The sequence below is a fragment of the Nonomuraea sp. NPDC049480 genome, from assembly GCF_044465905.1.
Lineage (GTDB): Bacteria > Actinomycetota > Actinomycetes > Streptosporangiales > Streptosporangiaceae > Nonomuraea.
In genome coordinates, this window is record NZ_JBITMD010000003.1 from 720816 (window position 1) to 740268 (window position 19453).

Consider the following 19453-nt stretch of genomic DNA (forward strand, 5'->3'; position numbering starts at 1 on the left):
GACCTCAAGATCGCACTCGCCTGGACTGCTCGCAGGAGCCTCATTTCCTTGGCAGGAGCATGCATGAGACGCCTTACAGGCGCCATCGTTTCCACCCTCACCCTCTTACTCGTCGTCCAGCAGGCCGCGGTGGCCGAGACGACGCGCGCGTGGCAGGGCACGTCGGCGCCGGGCCCGCTGCCCGCGCCCCGGGCCGAGGTCGGACCCACCACCTCGGGTATGCCGCGCCGCACCACGACCCTCACCCCCGCCTTCCGCGCCGTGGCCGCCGTCCCCGACCTGGCCGAGGTCGAGGCCGACTTCGAACTACGGCGTACGGGCCGGGCTGCGCTGAAGCTCACCAGGACGGTCAGGAGCGGCGCGGCCGTGACCGTGCTGCCGGCCGACTTCGGCCTGGACCGGCTGGAGGCGGGTGCCGGGTACTCCTTCCGGGCTCGCTTGCGGGCCGGCGAGCGCGTCTCACCCTGGTCGGGCCCGGCCGAGGTGACGGCGGGCACCATCACGACCGCGGACCTGGCGAAGTCCGCCGCACGACCGCAGACCGCCGCAGCGGCCGCGACCACCGCCACCGCCAAAGCCACCGCCAAAGCCACCGTGACCGCCGCCGCCCCCGTGGTGGTGACCTCGCCGCAGGACGGCGCGCAGGTCACCAACCGTGTCACCCTGGCCGCGAAGGGCACCGCCGGCCCGGCCGGAGCCACCTTCCAGTACCGTCGCGGCGAGAGTGACACCTGGAAGGTCGTTCCCGCGGCCGACGTGGCCAGGACCGACGGCACAGCCGTCACCTGGCCCGTCGCGGTGACGAACGGCTCCTCCACCCCCGTCGTCTGGAACGCCGCCAAGAGCCTCGCAGAGGACGGCACGATCTCGGTCAGGGGCGTCTACACCGGCTCGATCTACTCAGATCCCGTCGAGATGGTCCTCGACCGCGATGCCGGTGCGGCCACCACGTCCTCGGCCGGGCCGGGCCAGGTGAACCTGCTGACCGGCGACTACGCCCTCGACGCCCAGGACGTCTCCGCGTTCGGCGCCGTCGTCACCCGCGCGGCCTCCTCTCGCCACCCCGACCTGGCAGCCACGCAGGCGGGCAAGGCGCCGATCTTCGGGCCGCAGTGGTCCAGCGGCGTGGTCACCCAGCAGACGCTGTCCGACTACACCGGCGCCAGGCAGACCTCCGCGACGTCCGTGCAGCTCACCCGGGTGGACGGCGGCTGGGTCGACTTCACCAGGAACGCCGACGGAACGTGGACGGCGCAGCCGGGCTCGGAGTACCTGACCTTGACCGGCACGCTCACCGGCGCGCTGACGCTGACCACGGCCGACGCCGCGACGACCACGTTCGCCAAGGGCGCCACGGGCTGGCAGGTCTCGGCGACGTACCTGCCCTCGGACAACTCCGCCACCAAGGTCGTCAGCGAGACCTCCGGCGGCCTGGTGCGGCCTCGCCTGATCATCAGCCCGACCACCGCCGTCCCCACCGCCACCTGCGAAACCGCGCCGCAGACGAAGGGCTGCCGGGTCCTGGAGTTCGTGTACGCCACGGCGACCACCGCGACGGCGAGCGCGCCGGGCGACTACACGGGACGGGTCAAGCAGCTCCGGCAGTGGGCCACCGACTCCGGGGCCGCCGTCGCCACGGCGGTCGTCGTGGCCGCCTACGCCTACGACACGTCGGGACGGCTGGTCACGCACTGGGACCCGCGGATCACTCCCTCGTTGCGGACCGCCTACGCCTACGACGCCGCAGGGCGGGTCTCCCAGCTGACGCCGCCCGGCGAGCTGCCCTTCACTTTCACCTACGACGCCGACGGAGCGCTGCTCAAGGCGTCCAGGCCCACCCTGAAGCAGGGCAGCAGGACGGAGACGGCCGGCCTCATCGACATCTGGCTGGTCTACGACGTGCCGCTCACCGGGGACACCGCCCCGTACCAGCTGGGCGCCGACGACGTGGACGCCTGGGGACAGGTGGACGCCGCCGTGACCGGCACGGCGATCTTCCCGTCGGGGCCGCATCCCGACACGCATGACGGCACCCAGGTCGAGTTCAAAGGGGACTACTGGTACGCCGGCGTCTCCTACCTGAACGCCGCCGGCCACGAGGTCAACAACCTCGCGCCCGGCTACAACCTGTCCGTCACCGAGTACGACAGCCGGGGCAACCCGGTCCGCCACCTGACCGCCCGCAACCGCGAGCTGGCCACCAGTACTCCCGAGGAGGAGCCCAGGCTCGTCCATCTCGGTCTGGCCGACGTCAACCAGGCCGTCCGCGCCGATCTGCTGTCCACCGTCCACGTCTACAGCGACGACGGCCAGCTCGAGCTCGAGCGTTACGGCCCGCTGCACGCCGTCTCCGTGCCCGGCGGCGCCTGGCTGGCCGCGCGTGAGCACACCGTCACCGAGTATGACGCGGGCCGACCGGACACGGCCAAGGTGAGCGGCCTGCCCACGAAGGTCACCGTCGGCGCCGCCGTGCCGGGCGAGGACGGGGACCGAGACACCCGTACCACCACCACCGCGTACAACTGGTCCACCGGCCAGGCGACGAGCACCGCCCAGGACCCCGCCGGCCTGAACATCGTCCGCACCACCGCCTACGACGGCCAGGGCCGGGTCACCGAGACGAAGCTGCCCAGCGGCGCCGCCACGGCCACCACGTACTGGAGCGCCACCGGCACTGGCATGTGCGCGGGCCGGCCGGAGTGGGCCGACCTGGCCTGCCGGGTCAGCCCGGCAGGCGCGCCGGTGAAGATCACCGAGTACAACCGGTACGGCCAGCCAGCCAAGATCACCGAGACCTCCGGGACCACCACCAGGACCAGCACGTTCGGCTACGATACCGCGGGCCGGGCCGCGACCCTTGCGATCACCGGCGGGCTCGGGACGGCGGTGCCCGCCCAGACGGTGACCTACGACCAGGCGACCGGCAGGACGGCCAAGGTGAGCGGCGGCGGCTCCGCGATCACCACCGAGCTCGACGCGCTCGGCCGCCGGACCAGGTACGACGACGGACGGGGCGGTGTCACCACGACCGAGTACGACGCGCTGGATCGCCCGGTCAAGGTGAGCGACAATGTGCCGTCCTCGACCACCTACGTCTACGACGTGGACGAGGAGCCTCGCGGCCTGCCCATATCCATGACGGACTCGGTGGCGGGCACGTTCACCGCCACGTACGACTCCGACGGCATGGTGGACAAGCAGACGCTGCCGGGTGGCGTCACCTACACGTCGTTCTGGGACGAGGCGGGTAACCTCGTCGAACGCGACTACCGACGCACCGGCGGCGAACTGCTGCTCTACGACTGGGTGGACGCCTCCATCCATGACCAATGGGCCAGCAGGACCGGCACCGGCGGCGGCTGGCAGGACTACACCTACGACGCCGCCGGACGCCTGACCATGGCCCAGGACTCCACCGACACGACCTGCGCGCGGCGCGACTACACCTACGACCGCAACTCCAACCGCACGTCGAGCGCCACGGCCGGGTCCTGCGCAAGCAGCGGCGCCACGACCGCCTACGCCTATGACGCCGCCGATCGGCTGACCGCCACCGGCTACGTCTACGACGGCTTCGGCCGCACCACGGCCACGCCGGACTCGACGTTCGACTACTACGCCAACAACCTGGTCAACCGCCAGACCACGGGCTCGGCCAGGCAGACGTGGAGCCTCGACGCCGCGGGCAGGCTGGCCGGCTGGACGACGGAGACGCGCGGCGCCGACGGCGTGTGGCAGCTGAGCGGCGCCAAGGCAGGCCACTACGGGGCCGAGGGTGACCGGCCGAGCTGGATCGCCGAGAACGGCTCAGGCACGGTCACCAGGTTCGTGACCGGGCTCGAAGGGGACGTGGCCGCGACCACCGGCGCGACGGGCGCCGTCCAGCTCCTGCTCATCGACCTGCACGGCGACGTGGGCGGCAGCTTCGCCGTCTCCGGCGGCACCGTCCAGCACTACGCCTTCGACGAGTACGGCAACGCCACGGGCACGTCGGCCGGCAGGTACGGCTGGCTGGGCGGGCAGCAGCGCTCGGCCGAGACGCCCGGCCAGACGATGGTGATGGGCGCCCGGCTGTACGCGCCGCGGATCGGCAGGTTCCTGCAGACCGACCCGGTACGCGGTGGCAGCGACAACGCCTACGACTACGCCGGCCAGGATCCCCTGACCAAGGCGGACATCTCCGGTCTGGCCAAGCGCAAGTGGTCGAAGAAGTGGTTCGTCCGCTACAAGCTCCAGGTCTGGTGGAACAGGCGCGAGACCAAGCGGATGCGTGACTTCTGGGATGCCTTCCAGGAGCTGCTTACGGACTACTGGCGCTTCATCCCGTTCTCGTGGGGGTTGGGGGAGTCGCTGGCCGCGTTCGCCTGGCATGTCCATTACCTGGCGAGGACCGCGGTGCGGACCAAGGGCTGCGTCACGGCCGTCGCCTACGTCTGGGGCTATATGAACGCCTGGATCTACCACGGCGGCTACTGCAAGTGATCGGACGGCCCGGCCGGATCTCTCCCGAGGTCCAGCCGGGCCAGCTCGCCCCTGGAGGTCACGCCCAGCTTCGGATAGGCCTTGTAGAGGTGGTAGCTGACCGTGCGCGGGCTGAGGAAGAGCTGGGCGGCGATCTCCCGGGTGGAGGCGCCCGCCGCCGCCCACCGGACGATCTGGAGCTCCTGCGGGGTCAGGCCGCCGGCGAGAGGCCTCTCCGGCCCGGCTTCGGAGCCGCCCGTGGCGGCCAACTCCGACCTGGCCCGGCTGCTCCACGGGGCGGCACCGAGCTGGTCGAAGATCCGCAGCGCCACGCACAGGTGGGTGCGGGCGTCGGCGCGCCGGCGGGCCCGCCGTAACCACTCGCCGAACAGCAGCTCGGTCCTGGCCCGCTCGAACGGCCGGCCGCCCTCCTCGTGCAGTCGCGTCGCCTCCAGGTAGTGGCCTTCCGCGGCGCCGTCACCGCTGGTCAGCGCCCGGCAGCGGAGCAGTACGGCGCTCGCCCAGCTCTGCCCGCTCTCCTCCGACCAGTCGGCGAACCTGGCCATCGGCTCCGCGGCGAGTCCCGCCCGGCCGGTGCGGACCGCGGCCTCCACGTGGTCGGGCGCGGCCATGGCCGCCAGCGCAGGCCGGAACGCCTGCAACGGCCACTGCTCGAACATCGGCAGCGCCTTCGCGTAGCGGCCGGCGCCGAGCTCCAGCATGGCCAGTGCCCAGACGGCCAGCGCTCCCGTGGGCGGAATGTCGTGGGCGAGGCCGTACGCCGTCGACTCGGTGGCGAGCTCCCTGCAGCGGGCCTCGTCGCCCTGGACGGCGGCCAGCCAGGCGAGCAGGGCGACGCAGTGCGCCTCCCGGTGGCCCTGGCCGGTGTCCCTGGCCAGCCGTACGCCCTCGCTGGCGCTGGTCACCGCGTCGAGATACTCCCCCAGAAAGATCTGGGACATCGCCAGCGCCTGTAATGCGTGCGGCAGCATGCCGATGCCGCCGCGGGCGCGCAGACCGGCCGCGAGCCGCCCAGCCAGCTCCGCGGCGGCCACGTCGTCGCCCACCATCATCGCCATGATGCTCGCCGCCAGCAGCGACTCCCCGGGCGGCGCGGTCGCCTCCCGCGTCCCACGCACGGCCAGGTGCAGCGAGCGCAGGCCCGCCGTGCCGCGCCCCATGGTGAGGTCGATCAGGTCGGCCGCCACCCGCACCTGCGGCTGGGCCATGAGGTCGGCGGGCAGGCTCAGCCCCGCGATCATGGTTCCCACCTCTTCCGCGATCTCCGGGGCGCCGGCCAGCCACACCCGCCAGGCGGCCTCCACCAGCACGGGCAGCGCACTCGGCGGGTTGCTGGCCGCCAGCGGGCGCACGCCGTCCAGCAGATGGCGGCAGGCCAGCCGCGGCGAGGATTGCTCGAACTCGACATCCGCTTGAATGCGCGCAAGCCGGGCCAGCTCGACCGGATCGCAGGTCAGGGCCGCGGCCCTGACCGCCAGGTCCGCCGCGCTGGCCAGCCGCCCGGCCGTCCGCGCGGCGCCGGCCGCCGCGCCCAGCCGCCTCGACCGCGCCGCCGGGTCGGGCGTCAGCTCGGCCGCCCGCTCGTAGGCGATGGCCGCGTCCGCGTGCCCGTCGCGCGCCCCGGCCAGCTCCGCGGCCGCGTGCAGCTCCGCGGCCACCCGCTCGTCCGGGCCCGTGGCGGTCGCCGCCAGGTGCCAGGCGCGGCGCTCGGGGTCGGACGACAGGATCTCGGCCAGCGCCAGGTGCGCCGCGACCCGCCGCGAGGACGGCATGGAGCGATAGGCCGCGGTCCTGATCAGCGGATGCCGGAACGTGAGCGCCGCGCCGGCGACCTCCACCAGCCCGTGCCGCTCGGCCGGCTCCAGGTCGTCCATCGACGCGCCGAGCCGCGCGGCGGCCAGCAGAATGGTGCTGAGATCGCGGGTGCTGTCGGCCGCGGCCACCAGCAGCAACAGCCGGGTGGGCGCGGCCAGGTGGCGCAACCTTTTCTGGAAGGCGGCCAGCACCCTGTTTTCCACGCCACCCGCCACGTACAGCGGCAGCGGGGTGATCCGGCCTGCCCGCTGCGCGGGGTCCATGTGCCCGGCGAGCTCGATCAGCGCCAGCGGGTTGCCCTCTGACTCCGCCACGATCCGCTCGCGCGCCCGTGCCGGCAGCGGCCCTACCCGCTCGTCGAGCAGGCTCGCGGCGTCGGCACCAGAAAGCGCGCCGAGGGTCAGGTCGGGCAGGCCGGCGAGTACGGGATCGCCGTCACGAGCCGCGCAGATCAGCGTGATCCCCTCCTGGTCGAGCCGGCGCGCCACGAACAGCAGCATGTCGGCCGAGGCCTGGTCGAGCCAGTGGGCGTCGTCCACCAGGCACAGCAGCGGCCCCGCTGCCGCGTACTCCGCCAGCAGGCTGAGTGCGGCCAGCCCGATGAGGAAACGGTCCCTGCGCGGGCTGCGCGACTGCCCGAACGCGCCCCTGATCGCCTCGGCCTGCACGGCGGGCAGCGCGCGGAGATGCCCGAGCGCGGGCCGTAGCAGCAGGTGCGCGGCCGCGAACGGCAGCCCGGCCTCCGCTTCTGCACCTACGGCGGACAGCCGCAGCACGCCGGTGGCCGCGTGGGCGGCGTAGTCGAGCAGCGCCGACTTGCCGCTGCCCGGCCGCCCTCTGATCACCAGGGCTCCGCTGCGGCCGGCTCGTGCTTGTGCGAGGAGCCGCTGGATGGTCGCCGTCTCCCGAGATCTCCCGTGCAGCACGCAAGGCCCTCGCCTTCACTTGCAGCACATCCTGCAACGGTGGTGTGATTACGGCAAGCGGTCCGCGACCAGCCGTGGCCGTAGCGCCGCCGGGTCCAGCGCGCGGGCGTCCAGCAGCCGGGGACCGAGCGGGGTGAAGCCGTCGGCGCCCTTGGACCGGAGGTTGGAGCCGCGGTCGGCGTACTGCAGGTCGTACACGCCCGCGTCGTTGGCGGCGGTGACGTGCGCGACGTGGTCCCAGCCGCGCTCGGGCGAGATCCGGCGGGCGCGGCGGCCGATGACGAGCGCGATCTCTCCCTCGAAGCCCATCAGCTCGCAGCCGGTCGGGCGGGGGATGTCGTCCCCGTCGCCCGCCAGGGAGGACGGGGGTTTGAGGAAGTACGACGGATGCACGGGGATCCGGCCGCGCTCGGCGGCCCGGCTGCGGTAGTTGAGGTGGACGGCGATGATCTTCGAGGGCGTCCGTCCCAGGGGATGCGGCATCAGGCACGCTCGGGGAACGCGCGTCGGGTTTCGGGCATAGCGGGTCCTCCAGCTTGTCGGATGGGCGGAGGGATGGCCTGCTGACCTGCGGGTCGAGGCCACAATCGAAAAATAATCCAAGCTTAGATTATTTGGCAATGTAGTGCCGGTCCTCGACTTTGTGAACCCCGAAGGGCCATAGACTTCCCGCCGTGGATACGGAACGCATCGACCTCGACAGCCTCGACTTCTGGTCGTTCGTGGACTTCGCCGTCTCGCGGGCGGGCAGGCTGCTGCCGGGCATCGATCCCGCGGCGATGCGCGTGATCCAAACCATGTACCGCGCCACCAGCATGGTCGTCTACGACATGGAGTCCACCGTGCACCGGCCACGCGGCCTGTCGTGGCCCGGGTTCCGGGTGCTGTTCACGGTCTGGCTGGCCAGCCCGCTGGAGGCCAGGAAGGTCGCCGAGCTCACCGGCATGAGCCGCGGCGCGGTGTCGGCCGTGCTGGCCACCCTTGAGCGGGACGGCCTGGTGGTCAAGGATCGGGCGCCCCATGACGGCAGGGCCGTCCACGTGGGCCTGACCGAGCGGGGCCAGGAGGTCATCGCCGAGGTGTTCCAGGTGCAGAACATCCGGGAGCAGGAGTGGGCGGGGGCGCTGACCCCGCAGGAGCAGCGGACGTTCGTCGGCCTGCTGGAGAAGATCATCGCCAGCTCCGGCCGCATCAAGGCCAAGCATCGCAGCTGACCTGGGGTTCAGCCAGGCGGCGGCGCGGCGAGTTCGATCTCCAGCATCAGGCGCTGCGCCGGGTTGTCCAGCGACAGGCGGAACAGCTCCTGGGCCCGGCGCAGCCGCTGCCGCATCGTGTTCTGGTGGATGGTCAGCTCGGCCCTCGCCGCGTTGACGTCGCCGAAATGCCGAAGGTAGGCCAGGAGGGTGCCGCGGAACTCCGTCCGGTGCTCGCGGTCGTGGTCCCGGACGCGGTCGCCCCACCGCAGCAGGGGGTCGGCCCGCACGGCTTCGAGCAGCCGCTGCCGTACGAGCTCCGCCCGCAAATCGTCGGTGGTGTACGTGCCGGGCGCCGCGTCCTCGGCGCGCAGATGGTCGAGGGCGCTGTCCACGTCGCGGCGCGCCCCGCGCAGCTCGGCGAGGGTGCCCACCCGGCCGCTGCACACCATCGACACGTTCACGTGCAGGGCGCGGGCGGCCCTGTCACGCAAGTGGGCGATGAAGGCCGCCAACGGGACGACACCTCCGGACGCGGCCGGCAGCAGGGCGTAGACGCGGTCGTTGACCAGGGCGAGCGCGGGCCGGTAGCCGAGCGACCGGCCGTCGGCGCCGAGCAGGTCGAGCAGGCGAAGCAGGCCGGTCCGGTGCTCCGCGCCCGGACCGGCGGCCGGAGGTCTCGGGCCGAGGGCGGTGTCGGCGATGCCGAGCAGGACCGCCGGGAGCGACAGGACGACGGAGTCATTGCCCGGCTGCTCCAGCACCGCGCGCAGGGCCAGGTTCCGCCGTAACCGGCGACACCGTCCACCTTGCGCGCCGCCGGCAGGCCTCGGCGCTTCAGCCGGGAGATGCCCGAACGTACGGCGGGCGCGTCGATCCCGGCCTGTCCCATGAGCTGGATCAGGGCCGAGACGATCATCCAGCCGCCGGCTTCGCGCACGTACAGCCCATAGATCGTGACGATGAAGGCCCGAGTCGGGTGGATCTCGATTCCGGCTCGTCGGTTGTACTGCCGGCTGCCGTCACGTAAACAAGGTAACGCCAGCCCTTCATGTGTCGATCTGTTGACCATCGTCAGGAAGGCGACATCATGATTCAGATCATCACTCGCGACCAGGATGAGGCGGTCTCCGCCGTCAGCCGCGTCTACTGCCCGCACGACCTGCAGCTGGATCGCCGCACCCGGTCGGCGACCACCCGCCTGCGCGCCGGAGCCGGCGAGGGCATGGCCTACGTCGCACTGGAATACGGCGCCAAGGCGGACGTCGACGCCGGCGCGCTCGAAGGCCTGACGCTGGTCATGCACGCGGTGAGGGGCACGGGCACGGTACGACAGCGCGGACGCAAGGTGGAGTGGCGCGGCGGGCAGACGGTCGTCGTCTCCGGCAACCAGCCGACGCTCTACACGTTCGGCGCCAGCTTCGCCCAGTCCACCGTGCGCCTGGACCCGGCCGACATCCGGCTGCACTGCGAGCAACTGCTGGGAATCACGCTCGAGGGTGACGTCCGCTTCGAGCTGACCCCGTTCTCCGCCGAGCTCGAAGCGCTGTGGTCGCAGGTGCTCGCGATGTCGGTCCAGGGCGTCGGCATGCCCGCATCGAGCCACCGCCATCTCGAGAAGCTGGCGATCGACCTGCTCCTGCATCGGTGTCCGCACAACTACTCGCACCTGTTCGCGGCCGAAGGGGCGAAGGTCCCACGCCTGGCCGCCCAGGCGATCGACTTCATCGACTCCCTGCCCGACTACGACCTGCTCACGGTCGCCGAAGTGGCTGCGAGGCTGGGGGTCAGCGCGCGCACGCTCGAACGGGCCTTCCAGGAGTCGTTCGGCATGGGCCCGGCCCACCACCTGCGATTGAAGCGCCTGGACCGGGTGCGTCGGCAGTTGGAGGCCGCTGCGCCGGGGACCTCGGTCGCCGACGTCGCCGCGGCCTACGGGTTCTACAACCCCGGCCGGTTCGCGAAGTACTACAAGGAGCGGTACGGCGAGCTGCCGTCGGCCACCATCGCCGGCGTGTCGCATCTCGGCGAGCGGTGACGGATTCCGGATAGAGCCCGATCGGGTCAGGTGGCAGTCTCCTCTTCATCGGCTGAGGCCATAGGAGAACACATGCCGCTGACAACCCGGTCCGCCGTCGTTTCCGCGAAAGACGCGCCATTCGAAATCCGGGATCTCGAACTGAGGGATCCGCGCCCGCACGAAGTGATTGTCGAGGTGGCCGCCGTCGGCGTCTGCCACACCGACATCATCATGCAGGAGCAGTTCTTCCCGGTCCCGCTCCCCGCCGTCTTCGGTCACGAAGGCGCCGGAATCGTGCGGCAGATCGGCGGCGACGTCACCAAGGTCGCCGTCGGCGACCACGTCGTGCTGGGCTTCGCATCGTGCGGGAACTGCCGCAACTGCCTGCGCGGCCTGCCTTCCTACTGCCTCCACTATTACGAGTGGAATTTCAAGGGCAGCCTGCTCGACGGCACCACCGCGCTCACCGACGACGGCGCGGACGTCGCCGCGCACTTCTTCGGGCAGAGCTCGTTCTCGCGCTATTCGCTGTGCTCCGAGCGAAACGTCGTCAAGGTTGACCCGACGGTCGATCTCACGATTCTCGGGCCGCTCGGCTGCGGGGTGCAGACCGGGGCGGGAGCCGTACTCAACTCGCTCGGTGTCGAAGCCGGCTCGACGATCGCCGTCTTCGGGGCCGGGGGTGTAGGCCTGAGCGCCGTCATGGCCGCGGTCGTGGCAGGCGCCACCACGATCGTCGCGGTCGACGTCGCACCCTCCCGGCTCGACCTGGCGCTGAAGCTGGGCGCGACGCACGTCATCGACGCGAGCAAGGCCGAGGTCGCGGCCGAACTCCAGCGCATCGTGCCCGAAGGGTTCATGTACACGGTCGAGACGACCGGACGGCCCGACGTGCTGGTCACCGCGGTCGACACGCTCATGGTCACGGGGGTCTGCGGCACGATCGGTGCCTCCCCGATGGGGACGACCGCGGCGATCAACATGAACAACCTCATCTTCGGCCGGACCATCCGCGGCATCTGCGAAGGCGACAGCGTGCCGGAGATCTTCATTCCGCAGCTGATCGAGCTCTACAAACAGGGGCGCTTCCCCTTCGACAAGATGATCAGCCACTACGCCTTCGACGACATCAACACGGCCTGCGAAGACGCCAAGGCCCTGCGGGCGATCAAGCCTGTTCTCGTCTTCTAGGAGGAAAAGAGCAATGAACGTGACCTACGGCGCCTTCATCAACAACGAGTTCCGGCCGATCAAGGGCGAGACCTTCCCCGCGATCGACGCGGGCACCGGAGAGCACCTGGCGGACATCGCGCGGTGCGGGGCCGAGGAGATCGACGACGCGGTGGAGGCCGCCCGGGCGGCCTTCCCGGGGTGGAAGGCGCTCTCGGCCGAGGAGCGGGCGGCCCTGCTGCTCAAGCTGGCCGACGCGGTCGAGGCCAACATGCGGCGACTCGCGCTGATCGACGCCCGCGACATCGGGCGCAAGGTCACGGAGTGCGCGCTCGACCACCAGTTCGCCATCAACCAGTACCGCTACTTCGCGGCTTCGGCGATCACTCACGAGGGATGGGGACGGCCGATCCCCGGCGGCTACCTGATGGCCAAGCGCGAGCCGTACGGCGTGTGCGGAGCGATCATCCCGTGGAACGTTCCCGCCATCATGGCCGCCTTCAAGATCGCTCCCGCCGTGGCGGCAGGCAACACCGTGGTGCTCAAGCCGGACGAGCACGCGTCGGTCTCGACTCTGGAGCTCGGCAAGCTGATCGCGGAGATCTTCCCGCCCGGCGTCATCAACATCGTGCCCGGCATGGGCGATGAAGCGGGCGCGGCGCTGACCGCGCACCCGAGGGTGGCCAAGCTGGCCTTCACCGGCTCCGGCGAGGTCGGCCGGATCGTGGCAGTGGCCGGTGGGCAGCGGCTCGTCCCCGTCTCGCTTGAGCTGGGCGGCAAGAGCCCGAACATCGTCTTCCCCGACGCCGGCAACCTCGACGCGGTCGTCGACAACACCTCGTTCGCCGCCATGTACTGCAACGGGCAGAGCTGCCTGGCCGGGACGCGCCTGTTCGTCCACGACGACATCTACGACACCTTCGTCGAGAAGATGGTCGCCGGATTCCAGCGGATCAAGGTCGGGCCGGCCACCGACGAGAGCACCAACCTGGCCGGCCTGGTCTCCGAGCGGCAGGGCAAGCGAGTGCTCGGCTACATCGAGAAGGGCGTCGCCGAGGGGGCCAGGCTGCTGACCGGCGGACAGCGGGCGACCGTCCCCGGTCACGAGTACGGCTACTTCATCGAGCCGACCATGTTGGAGGCCACCAACGACATGACCATCGCCCAGGAGGAGATCTTCGGGCCGGTCCTGTCGGTCATCCGCTGGAACGACTACGAGACCATGCTCCGCGAGGCCAACGACGTGCGGTACGGGCTGGCCGCCGGGATTTACACGTCGAACCTGAAGAACGCCATGGAGACGGCCGACCGGCTCGAAGCCGGAAATGTCTGGATCAACTCCTACTTCAACCTCGCCTCCGGATCGCCCTTCGGCGGGTTCAAGGAGAGCGGCATCGGCAGCGAGTACTGCCACGAGACACTCAACATGTACACCCACCTCAAGGCCATCACTGTGCAGAACGAGCCGAGCGCTGCGTGGTTCCTTCCATGAGAACCGGCTACGGACACTTCATCAACAGCGTGCAGGCGGAGATCGTCCAGAAGGCGATCTATCCGGCGGCCGGCACGGCCAGGCCGGCCGATGCCTGCGACCTTCAGTCGCTCGTTCCGTCCTCATGAGGGCACGGTGCGGTCAGAGCAGCTTGTCCAGGGTGATCGGCAGGTCGTAGACGCGCTTGCCGGTGGCGTGGTAGACGGCGTTCGCGAGCGCGGCGGCCACGCCCGTGACGCCGATCTCGCCGAGGCCGAGCAGCCCGAGCGGCATGGTCGGGTCGGGCTCGTCCAGGTAGTGGACGTCGATCGGCGGGATGTCGGCGTGCACGGGGACGTGGTACTCGGCCAGGCTCGGGTTCATGATCCGCCCGGTGCGCGGATCCACCAGGGTCTCCTCCGAGAGCGCCATGCCGATGCCCATGACGATGCCGCCCCGGAGCTGGCTGGCCGCCGTCTTGGCGTTGATCACCCTGCCGACGTCGAACACGCCGAGCCAGCGCGACACCCGCACCTCGCCGGTGTCGGGGTCGACCCGCACCTCGCAGAACTGCGCCCCGCATCCCGCCTTCACCCAGCGCCGGTGGTCGTGCAGGAACGTCGCGATGAACTTGGCCTGCCCGGTCAACGTGCCGAGCCGCGTCTCGGATCCGACCGCCGCCTCGATGTGGTCCTTTCCCGCCCGGGTGAGGATCTCCGCGTAGGACCCGCTTCCGCCCAGTGCGCGCACCTTGCGCTTCAGCTTGTCGCAGGCGGTCAGCAGGCTCGCGGCGACGCTTACGGTCTGCGCGGAGGCACCTGCGCCGGGCCCGGTGGGCAGCGTGGAGTCGCCGTACTCCACCCGCACCGCCTCGAACGGCACGCCGAGCGCGTCGGCCGCGATCTGCGCCTGTGTGGTCGCCGCGCCCATGCCCATCTCCTGCAGGCCGCACCGCACCAGCACACTCCCGTCCGCCGACAGCCGCACCGTGACGTTGGCGGTGAACCGCATCGTCCCGTGGCGGGCGGTGGCGACGCCCATGCCGACCAGCCACCGGCCGTCCCGCATCGAGCCCGGCTCGGGAGTGCGGTCCGCCCAGCCGAACCGCTGCGCGCCGTAGGCGTACGCCTCGCGCAGCAGCCGTTGGGAGAAGCGCTTGCCGTCGATCGGGTTGGTCTCCGGCTCGTTGCGCATCCGCAGCGCGATCGGGTCCATGCCCAGCGTGTACGCGAGCTCGTCCATCGCCGCCTCCAGGGCGAACGTGCCGGGCGCCTCGCCGGGGGCGCGCATGAAGGTGTTGGGCAGCAGGTCGAGCTCGACGAGGCTGTGCCGGAGGAGGATGTTCGGCGCGGCGTACAGATGGCCGGACGGCGAGGTGACCGCTTCGGGCAGGCCGCCGACCCGCCCGGTGGCGGTCACGCCGGTGTGGATGAGCGTGGTCAGGCGGCCGTCCGCCGTCGCGCCGAGCGCCACTCGCTGGATGGACGGCGAGCGCCCGCCGACCGTGCGGTAGACGCCCTCGCGGGTGAGCATCATCTGCACCGGCCGCCCGGTCGCGCGGGCCGCCAGCACGGTGAGCAGCGTGCCGGCCCACACCGGGCCCTTGCCGCCGAACGCGCCGCCGACGAACGGCGAGATCACCCGCACGGACGCCTCGGGCACCCCGAACCTGGCCGCGAGATGGGCGCGGAGCCAGGCGATGCCCTGCGTCCCTTCGTGCACGGTCAGCCGGTCGCCGTCCCACACGGCGGTGGTGGCGTGCGGCTCGATCGCGTTGTGGTTGAGCGGGGGAGTGGTGAACCGCAGGTCCACCGACACGGGGGCGGCCCTGAGCGCCGCCTGTGCGTCGCCCTTCTTGGCGCTTCCTGGCTGGAGCGGGTTGCCTTTCAGCGGGACGGCGTGCTTCTCCTCGGCGGGGAAGTCGGTGGTGGCCGGGAACTGCCGGTAGGTGACCCTGACCAGTCCCGCCGCCTCGCGCGCCGCCTCCAGGGTCTCGGCGACGACGACCGCGACGGGCTGGCCGTTCCAGTGCACCTCGTCGGTGTTGAGGTAGTTGACCGTGGTCCCGGTGACGATCATGCCTCCGTTCGTCAGGGTCGCCCGGGGCGGCGGCTTCATGCGGGGCGCGTTCTCGTGCGTGAGGACGGCCAGCACGCCCGGTACGGCGGCGGCCTCGGCCACGTCGAATCCGGTGACGCGGCCGCGCGCGATCGTCGCGTGTACCAGCGCGGCGTAGGCGAGACGGGGGTACGGGTACTCGGCCGCGAACCGGGCCTGCCCGCTCGTCTTGGCCCGGCCGTCCACCCTGTCGATGGGCTTGCCCACCACCGGTCCCGTCGTGGTCTGCGGCCTCGGCGGGCTGTCTGCCTGGGACATGAGCCCTCCCTTCCTGGATGGGTCCTGGTTCCCGGCGTCGCGTGGCCCCGTCATGCCGCGCCGCCTTGTGCGAGCAACTGGCGCAGGGTCGCGACGATCGTGCGCCGGGCGAGCTCGATCTTGAATGCGTTTCCCCGGAGCCCTTCGGCGGGCGCGAGCTCGATCTCGGCGGCGCGCTGGAAGGACTCCTCGGTGGCGGGCGCGCCGAGCAGAGTCTGTTCGGCCTTCGATGCTCGCCACGGCTTGGCGGCGACCCCGCCGAGGGCGAGCCGTACGGTGGTGACCGCGCCGTGCCGGACCTCCAGCGCGGCGGCGACCGAGACCAGCGCGAACGCGTATGAGGCGCGGTCGCGCACCTTGCGGTAGCGCGAGTGCGCGGCGATCGGCAGGGCGGGCAGCTCGACGGCGGTGATCAGCTCGTCGGCGGCCAGCTCGGTCTCGATGTGCGGGGTGTCGCCGGGCAGCCGGTGGAAGCCGGCCAGCGGGATACGGCGGACGCCGCGCACGCTCTCCGCCTCGACCACGGCGTCCAGCGCGGCGAGCGCGACGCACATGTCGGACGGATGAGTGGCGACGCAGGCCGGGCTCGCGCCGAGGATTGCGCCGCCCCGGTTGAACCCGTCGCGCGCGGCGCAGCCGGCCCCGGGCTCGCGCTTGTTGCAGGCGGCCGCGCCGTCGTAGAAGTACAGGCAGCGGGTGCGCTGCAGCAGGTTGCCCCCGACCGTCGCCATGTTCCTGAGCTGCGCCGACGCGCCCGACAGAATCGCCTGGGCCAGCATCGGGTACCGGGTGCGGATCAGCCGGTGCGCGGCGAGGCGGCTGTTGCGGACCAGCGCGCCGATGCGCACGCCCCCACCGGGCAGCTCCTCGATCTCCTCCAGCGGCAGTCCGGTGACGTCGACGACGGTTCCCGGCCGCTCGATCCCCTCGCGCATGAGGTCGACCAGGTTGGTGCCGCCGCCGAGGAACTTCGCGTCCGGCTCGGCCGCGACTGCCCGGATGGCGGCGGCCACGTCGGGCGGGCGCACGTACGCGAACGACCTCATCGCGCCGCCTCCGCCGGAACCCGGGCCGCGGCATCCGCCCCGGCGACCTCCTGGATCGCGGCGACGATGCCGTTGTAGGCGCCGCAGCGGCACAGGTTGCCGCTCATCCGCTCCCTGATCTCAGCGTCGGTCAACTCCACGCCGCCGGCGGCGAGGTGCTCGGTCACCGCACTCGGCACGCCGTCTCCGTGCTCGGCCAGCATGCCGATCGCCGAGCAGATCTGGCCGGAGGTGCAATAACCGCACTGGAACCCGTCGTGGGCGACGAACGCCGCCTGGAGCGGGCTTGCGACTCCCTCGATCGTGGTGATCTCGCGGCCCTCGTACTGGACGGCGAGCGCCAGGCAGGCGTTGACGCGCACGCCGTCGGCCAGGACGGTGCAGGCTCCGCACGCGCCCTGGTCGCAGCCTTTCTTCGTGCCGGTCAGCCCGAGGTGCTCGCGCAGCGCGTCGAGCAGGCTGACCTGCGGTTCCAGGTCGAGTTCGTGGGTGGTCCCGTTCACCCGTAGCAACACAGCCGGCATGGCTCCTCCGTAGATGGGGGCACCCGGCGACGCTAACAGACCACTGTCCGCTTAACAAGCGGACAGTGGTCTGTTAAGAGTGCCGTTATGCTGTCTGGGAAAATGAGAGACTCGGAGTTTCTGCGGGCCAGGCGCCCGGAGCACAAGCAACAGCGGCGTGAGGCGATCCTCGCCGCGGCGCGCGAGCTCGCCCGCCAGTCGGGCGTGCGCACGGTCAGCCTGCGCGCCGTGGCGGCGGCCGCGGGGCTGGCGAAGTCCAATGTGGTGCGCTATTTCGGCACGCGCGAGGAGATCTATCTCGAACTCGCCGCCGAAGAATGGCAGGGCTGGCGAGAGGCGGCCACCGAGCGGCTGCGCGCCGCTGGCGGGCCGGGCGACGTGGTCGACGCCCTCGCCGAGACGCTGGAGGCGCGGCCGCTCATGTGCGACCTGCTCGGCTACGTCTCGGGCAGCCTGGAGCACAACGTGTCCCTCGAGGCGGCCCGCGCGTTCAAGGTGGCGCTCCTCGACGTGGGCGCCGACCTCGGGGCACAGGTCGCGCGGGCCACCGGGTTGACGGACGGCGAGGCCCTGGAACTGGTCGGGGTGGCCACCGGGCTGGCCGCGTTCCTCTACCCGATGGCCCATCCATCCCCGGTGCTGGCCGAGCTCTACGCTCAGGAGCCGCGGTTCGCCGCCGCGCGTCCGCCGTTCCTCCCGACGCTGAAGCGCGCCCTCACCGCGTTCCTCGCGGGCCTGCCGACGCTGCGCTGACGCCAAGGCGCGACCGACGGCGCAGCGGATCGCCACTGGCGGGGTGCTCGCCGAGCCGACATTCTCTTGCTCCGGTCGATCCCGGCTGAGTCGAGTATCGCTTCACACCCAAGCGGCAATTGGGTCACCGGCCAATCATCAGAAGAGACTGTGCTTCTGCGGCAGATCAACGACGCCGGCCAACGCCAGCCCCGCGAGCACGATCAGGACAACGGTGAGAACACTGAGCAGGAGCCAGGCGATCGGATGGCCGAGGTTGAGGGTCCACGAGGAGGAGCCGAGACGGGCGTGCACGAGCAGGGCCGGGTCGCGGCGGTTGACGTAGACGGTGCCGGCCAGGAACCAGCGGCGGTCGTCGTCGCGCTGGCCGACCCCGGAGTCCTCCAGTTCCTCGCCGGGCCGAGCGGGCAGCCGGTGCCCGGCCTGGCCCACCTTGATCTCCCACATCAGCCAGCCGCCCAGCAGCACGATGAGCGGGGCGAAGAGGGCCACCTGCCAGACGATCGCGCGGGTGACGATCTCCCATAGCCGCAGGGCTGCGAAGAACAGGCTGAGGTTCAGACAGGCCGCGGACAGCAGCGACATCACCGCGACGCCGCGCAGGTAGATGCGGTAGCGGCGGGCTGAGCCTTGGGGCCTGGCGGCATCGAGGTCGGGGCGGGCGCGCAGTATGGCCAAGACCGTGGCGAGGACGATCAGGGCGATGGCGATCTGGTAGATCACCGGCTGGAAGGCGCTCAGCACGGTTGTCGGCTCACGCTGCGAGGAGGCTGTGCCGTACCCGAGAAACAGCGGCAGCGTGGCGGGCAATCCGTCGTAGCGCGCCCAGCCGATGCCTGCGGTGAGCAGCAGCACGGCCAAAGCGGGAAGGCCCCACAACCACGGCACGCGAACCGGGTCGGTGCGGAAGGAGGTGTCCACGGTGACGCCCTGACGACGCTCGGCCGCCCACCCGCCGGCGAGCTTGGCGGCGCGGACCATGTGATGAGCGCGATAGAACAACAGCAGGTCCACGACCATGACCACCGTCGTGGTGGGGCCGATCGCGACGGCAGAGCCCGTGACCAGCAGCACCAGGATCGAGGCCACCGCGGCGATCCCGGCCACCAGGACGGTCAGGCGAGCGTAGAACCGACGCGCCGCGACGATGACGGGATCGCCCACGCGCTGGATGCCCACGTGTACTCCGAACGGCAGAGTGGGCCTGGCCAGCGCCGGAAGCGCCAGCATCAGGGACGTGACCAGCGCGATGAGGATCAGGCCGGCGCAAAGGAACGGGATCACGTGCCCTCCTCGAAACCGATCAGCAGAGCCTGGCACCGGCGCAGGACATCCTGCCGGTCCATGCCATGAACGGTGGCTTCTGCCAGCAGCACACGCATGCGTTCCTCCCAGTCATCGATAAAGGGCGCCTCGGGAGGGCCGGTGGCGGCATCACGCCGTACGACCGCGCCGCTCTTGCGGTTGATCCGGATGACGCCCTGCTGTCGCAGCAGGTCGTAGGCCTTGCTGACGGTATGGAAGTTGATGCCGAAATCCGCGGCGAGTTGCCGCGTGGAGGGGAGCGGGTCGCCTTCGCGCGCCTGCCGTCTGGCGATCGCCTCCACGATCCGGTCCCGGATCTGCTGGTAGATCGGGACCTCGCTGTCGAGGTCAAGGGTCAGCTGCACACCGTTA

At 71.2% G+C, this 19453-nt stretch carries 15 protein-coding genes and 1 pseudogene; 7 read left to right on the forward strand and 9 right to left on the reverse strand.

Annotated elements, in window-relative coordinates; genetic code table 11:
• Positions 1-63: 63 nt before the first annotated feature.
• Positions 64-4482 (forward strand): RHS repeat-associated core domain-containing protein, encoded by a 4419-nt coding sequence (locus ACIBX3_RS13035; protein WP_397116289.1) that lies wholly within the window; start codon positions 64-66, stop codon positions 4480-4482.
• Here ACIBX3_RS13035 and ACIBX3_RS13040 read toward each other — a convergent pair.
• Both ACIBX3_RS13040 and ACIBX3_RS13045 read right to left on the reverse strand, forming a co-directional pair.
• Positions 4470-7223 carry a LuxR C-terminal-related transcriptional regulator gene (locus ACIBX3_RS13040; protein ID WP_397116291.1) on the reverse strand — a complete coding sequence of 918 codons (2754 nt, stop codon included), beginning with the start codon at positions 7221-7223 and terminating at the stop codon, positions 4470-4472. The genes ACIBX3_RS13035 and ACIBX3_RS13040 overlap by 13 nt on opposite strands.
• Before the next feature lie 48 nt (positions 7224-7271).
• Positions 7272-7706: a fumarylacetoacetate hydrolase family protein gene (locus ACIBX3_RS13045; RefSeq protein ID WP_397116293.1), complete on the reverse strand. Its 435-nt coding sequence runs from the start codon at positions 7704-7706 to the stop codon at positions 7272-7274.
• A 191-nt stretch (positions 7707-7897) separates the two neighbouring features.
• Here ACIBX3_RS13045 and ACIBX3_RS13050 point away from each other — a divergent pair, with 191 nt between their 5' ends.
• Entirely contained in the window at positions 7898-8437 is a 540-nt protein-coding gene (locus tag ACIBX3_RS13050; RefSeq protein WP_397116295.1) for a MarR family winged helix-turn-helix transcriptional regulator, read from the forward strand.
• An 8-nt stretch (positions 8438-8445) separates the two neighbouring features.
• Here ACIBX3_RS13050 and ACIBX3_RS13055 read toward each other — a convergent pair whose 3' ends face one another.
• Both ACIBX3_RS13055 and ACIBX3_RS13060 read right to left on the reverse strand, forming a co-directional pair.
• The gene (locus tag ACIBX3_RS13055; protein WP_397116297.1) at positions 8446-9180 is read right to left on the reverse strand and encodes a PucR family transcriptional regulator; all 735 of its coding nucleotides are present in this window, start codon (positions 9178-9180) and stop codon (positions 8446-8448) included.
• Positions 9181-9230: 50 nt separating this feature from the next.
• A pseudogene (locus ACIBX3_RS13060) lies at positions 9231-9488 on the reverse strand (hypothetical protein); the annotation flags it as partial.
• 18 nt (positions 9489-9506) lie between these two features.
• Between ACIBX3_RS13060 and ACIBX3_RS13065 the strand changes: the two are divergent.
• The 4 genes from ACIBX3_RS13065 (at position 9507) to ACIBX3_RS13080 (ending at position 13226) form a co-directional block, all read left to right on the forward strand.
• Complete coding sequence (locus tag ACIBX3_RS13065) at positions 9507-10454, forward strand: AraC family transcriptional regulator (RefSeq protein ID WP_397116299.1); 948 nt, start codon at positions 9507-9509, stop codon at positions 10452-10454.
• A gap of 72 nt (positions 10455-10526) precedes the next feature.
• Positions 10527-11627, forward strand: a complete 1101-nt coding sequence (locus ACIBX3_RS13070; RefSeq protein WP_397116301.1) for an NAD(P)-dependent alcohol dehydrogenase — start codon at positions 10527-10529, stop codon at positions 11625-11627.
• Positions 11628-11640: 13 nt separating this feature from the next.
• Positions 11641-13098, forward strand: a complete 1458-nt coding sequence (locus ACIBX3_RS13075) for an aldehyde dehydrogenase family protein (protein ID WP_397116303.1) — start codon at positions 11641-11643, stop codon at positions 13096-13098.
• Complete coding sequence (locus tag ACIBX3_RS13080) at positions 13095-13226, forward strand: hypothetical protein (protein ID WP_397116305.1); 132 nt, start codon at positions 13095-13097, stop codon at positions 13224-13226. Before ACIBX3_RS13075 ends, ACIBX3_RS13080 begins: the two co-directional genes overlap by 4 nt.
• Positions 13227-13239: 13 nt before the next feature.
• On the opposite strand, the gene ACIBX3_RS13085 is transcribed toward ACIBX3_RS13080, so the two are convergent.
• Genes ACIBX3_RS13085 through ACIBX3_RS13095 form a run of 3 tightly spaced genes read right to left on the reverse strand, consistent with a single transcriptional unit; the run spans position 13240 to position 17023 of the window.
• Positions 13240-15453 (reverse strand): xanthine dehydrogenase family protein molybdopterin-binding subunit, encoded by a 2214-nt coding sequence (locus tag ACIBX3_RS13085; protein ID WP_397116307.1) that lies wholly within the window; start codon positions 15451-15453, stop codon positions 13240-13242.
• 50 nt (positions 15454-15503) lie between these two features.
• On the reverse strand, positions 15504-16499 hold the full coding sequence (locus ACIBX3_RS13090; protein WP_397116309.1) for an FAD binding domain-containing protein: 996 nt from the start codon (positions 16497-16499) through the stop codon (positions 15504-15506).
• On the reverse strand, positions 16496-17023 hold the full coding sequence (locus ACIBX3_RS13095; RefSeq protein WP_397116311.1) for a 2Fe-2S iron-sulfur cluster-binding protein: 528 nt from the start codon (positions 17021-17023) through the stop codon (positions 16496-16498). The genes ACIBX3_RS13090 and ACIBX3_RS13095 overlap by 4 nt, the downstream gene beginning before the upstream one ends.
• Before the next feature lie 102 nt (positions 17024-17125).
• Here ACIBX3_RS13095 and ACIBX3_RS13100 point away from each other — a divergent pair, with 102 nt between their 5' ends.
• Entirely contained in the window at positions 17126-17776 is a 651-nt protein-coding gene (locus tag ACIBX3_RS13100) for a TetR family transcriptional regulator (protein WP_397116312.1), read from the forward strand.
• A gap of 138 nt (positions 17777-17914) precedes the next feature.
• On the opposite strand, the gene ACIBX3_RS13105 is transcribed toward ACIBX3_RS13100, so the two are convergent.
• Together ACIBX3_RS13105 and ACIBX3_RS13110 are read right to left on the reverse strand one after the other, a co-directional pair.
• Positions 17915-19060 carry a DUF1648 domain-containing protein gene (locus tag ACIBX3_RS13105; protein ID WP_397116314.1) on the reverse strand — a complete coding sequence of 382 codons (1146 nt, stop codon included), beginning with the start codon at positions 19058-19060 and terminating at the stop codon, positions 17915-17917.
• Positions 19057-19446: a GntR family transcriptional regulator gene (locus tag ACIBX3_RS13110; protein WP_397116316.1), complete on the reverse strand. Its 390-nt coding sequence runs from the start codon at positions 19444-19446 to the stop codon at positions 19057-19059. The genes ACIBX3_RS13105 and ACIBX3_RS13110 overlap by 4 nt, the downstream gene beginning before the upstream one ends.
• Between the last annotated feature and the right edge of the window lie 7 nt (positions 19447-19453).

Bases quoted from the DNA above. Each gene is read 5' to 3' on its own strand.
- ACIBX3_RS13075 (WP_397116303.1), top strand. From the start codon at position 11,641: ATGAACGTGACCTACGGCGCCTTCATCAACAACGAGTTCCGGCCGATC.
- ACIBX3_RS13100 (WP_397116312.1), top strand. From the start codon at position 17,126: ATGAGAGACTCGGAGTTTCTGCGGGCCAGGCGCCCGGAGCACAAGCAA.
- ACIBX3_RS13095 (WP_397116311.1), bottom strand. From the start codon at position 17,023: ATGCCGGCTGTGTTGCTACGGGTGAACGGGACCACCCACGAACTCGAC.
- ACIBX3_RS13065 (WP_397116299.1), top strand. From the start codon at position 9,507: ATGATTCAGATCATCACTCGCGACCAGGATGAGGCGGTCTCCGCCGTC.
- ACIBX3_RS13085 (WP_397116307.1), bottom strand. From the start codon at position 15,453: ATGTCCCAGGCAGACAGCCCGCCGAGGCCGCAGACCACGACGGGACCG.
- ACIBX3_RS13045 (WP_397116293.1), bottom strand. From the start codon at position 7,706: ATGCCGCATCCCCTGGGACGGACGCCCTCGAAGATCATCGCCGTCCAC.
- ACIBX3_RS13035 (WP_397116289.1), top strand. From the start codon at position 64: ATGAGACGCCTTACAGGCGCCATCGTTTCCACCCTCACCCTCTTACTC.
- ACIBX3_RS13080 (WP_397116305.1), top strand. From the start codon at position 13,095: ATGAGAACCGGCTACGGACACTTCATCAACAGCGTGCAGGCGGAGATC.
- ACIBX3_RS13090 (WP_397116309.1), bottom strand. From the start codon at position 16,499: ATGAGGTCGTTCGCGTACGTGCGCCCGCCCGACGTGGCCGCCGCCATC.
- ACIBX3_RS13070 (WP_397116301.1), top strand. From the start codon at position 10,527: ATGCCGCTGACAACCCGGTCCGCCGTCGTTTCCGCGAAAGACGCGCCA.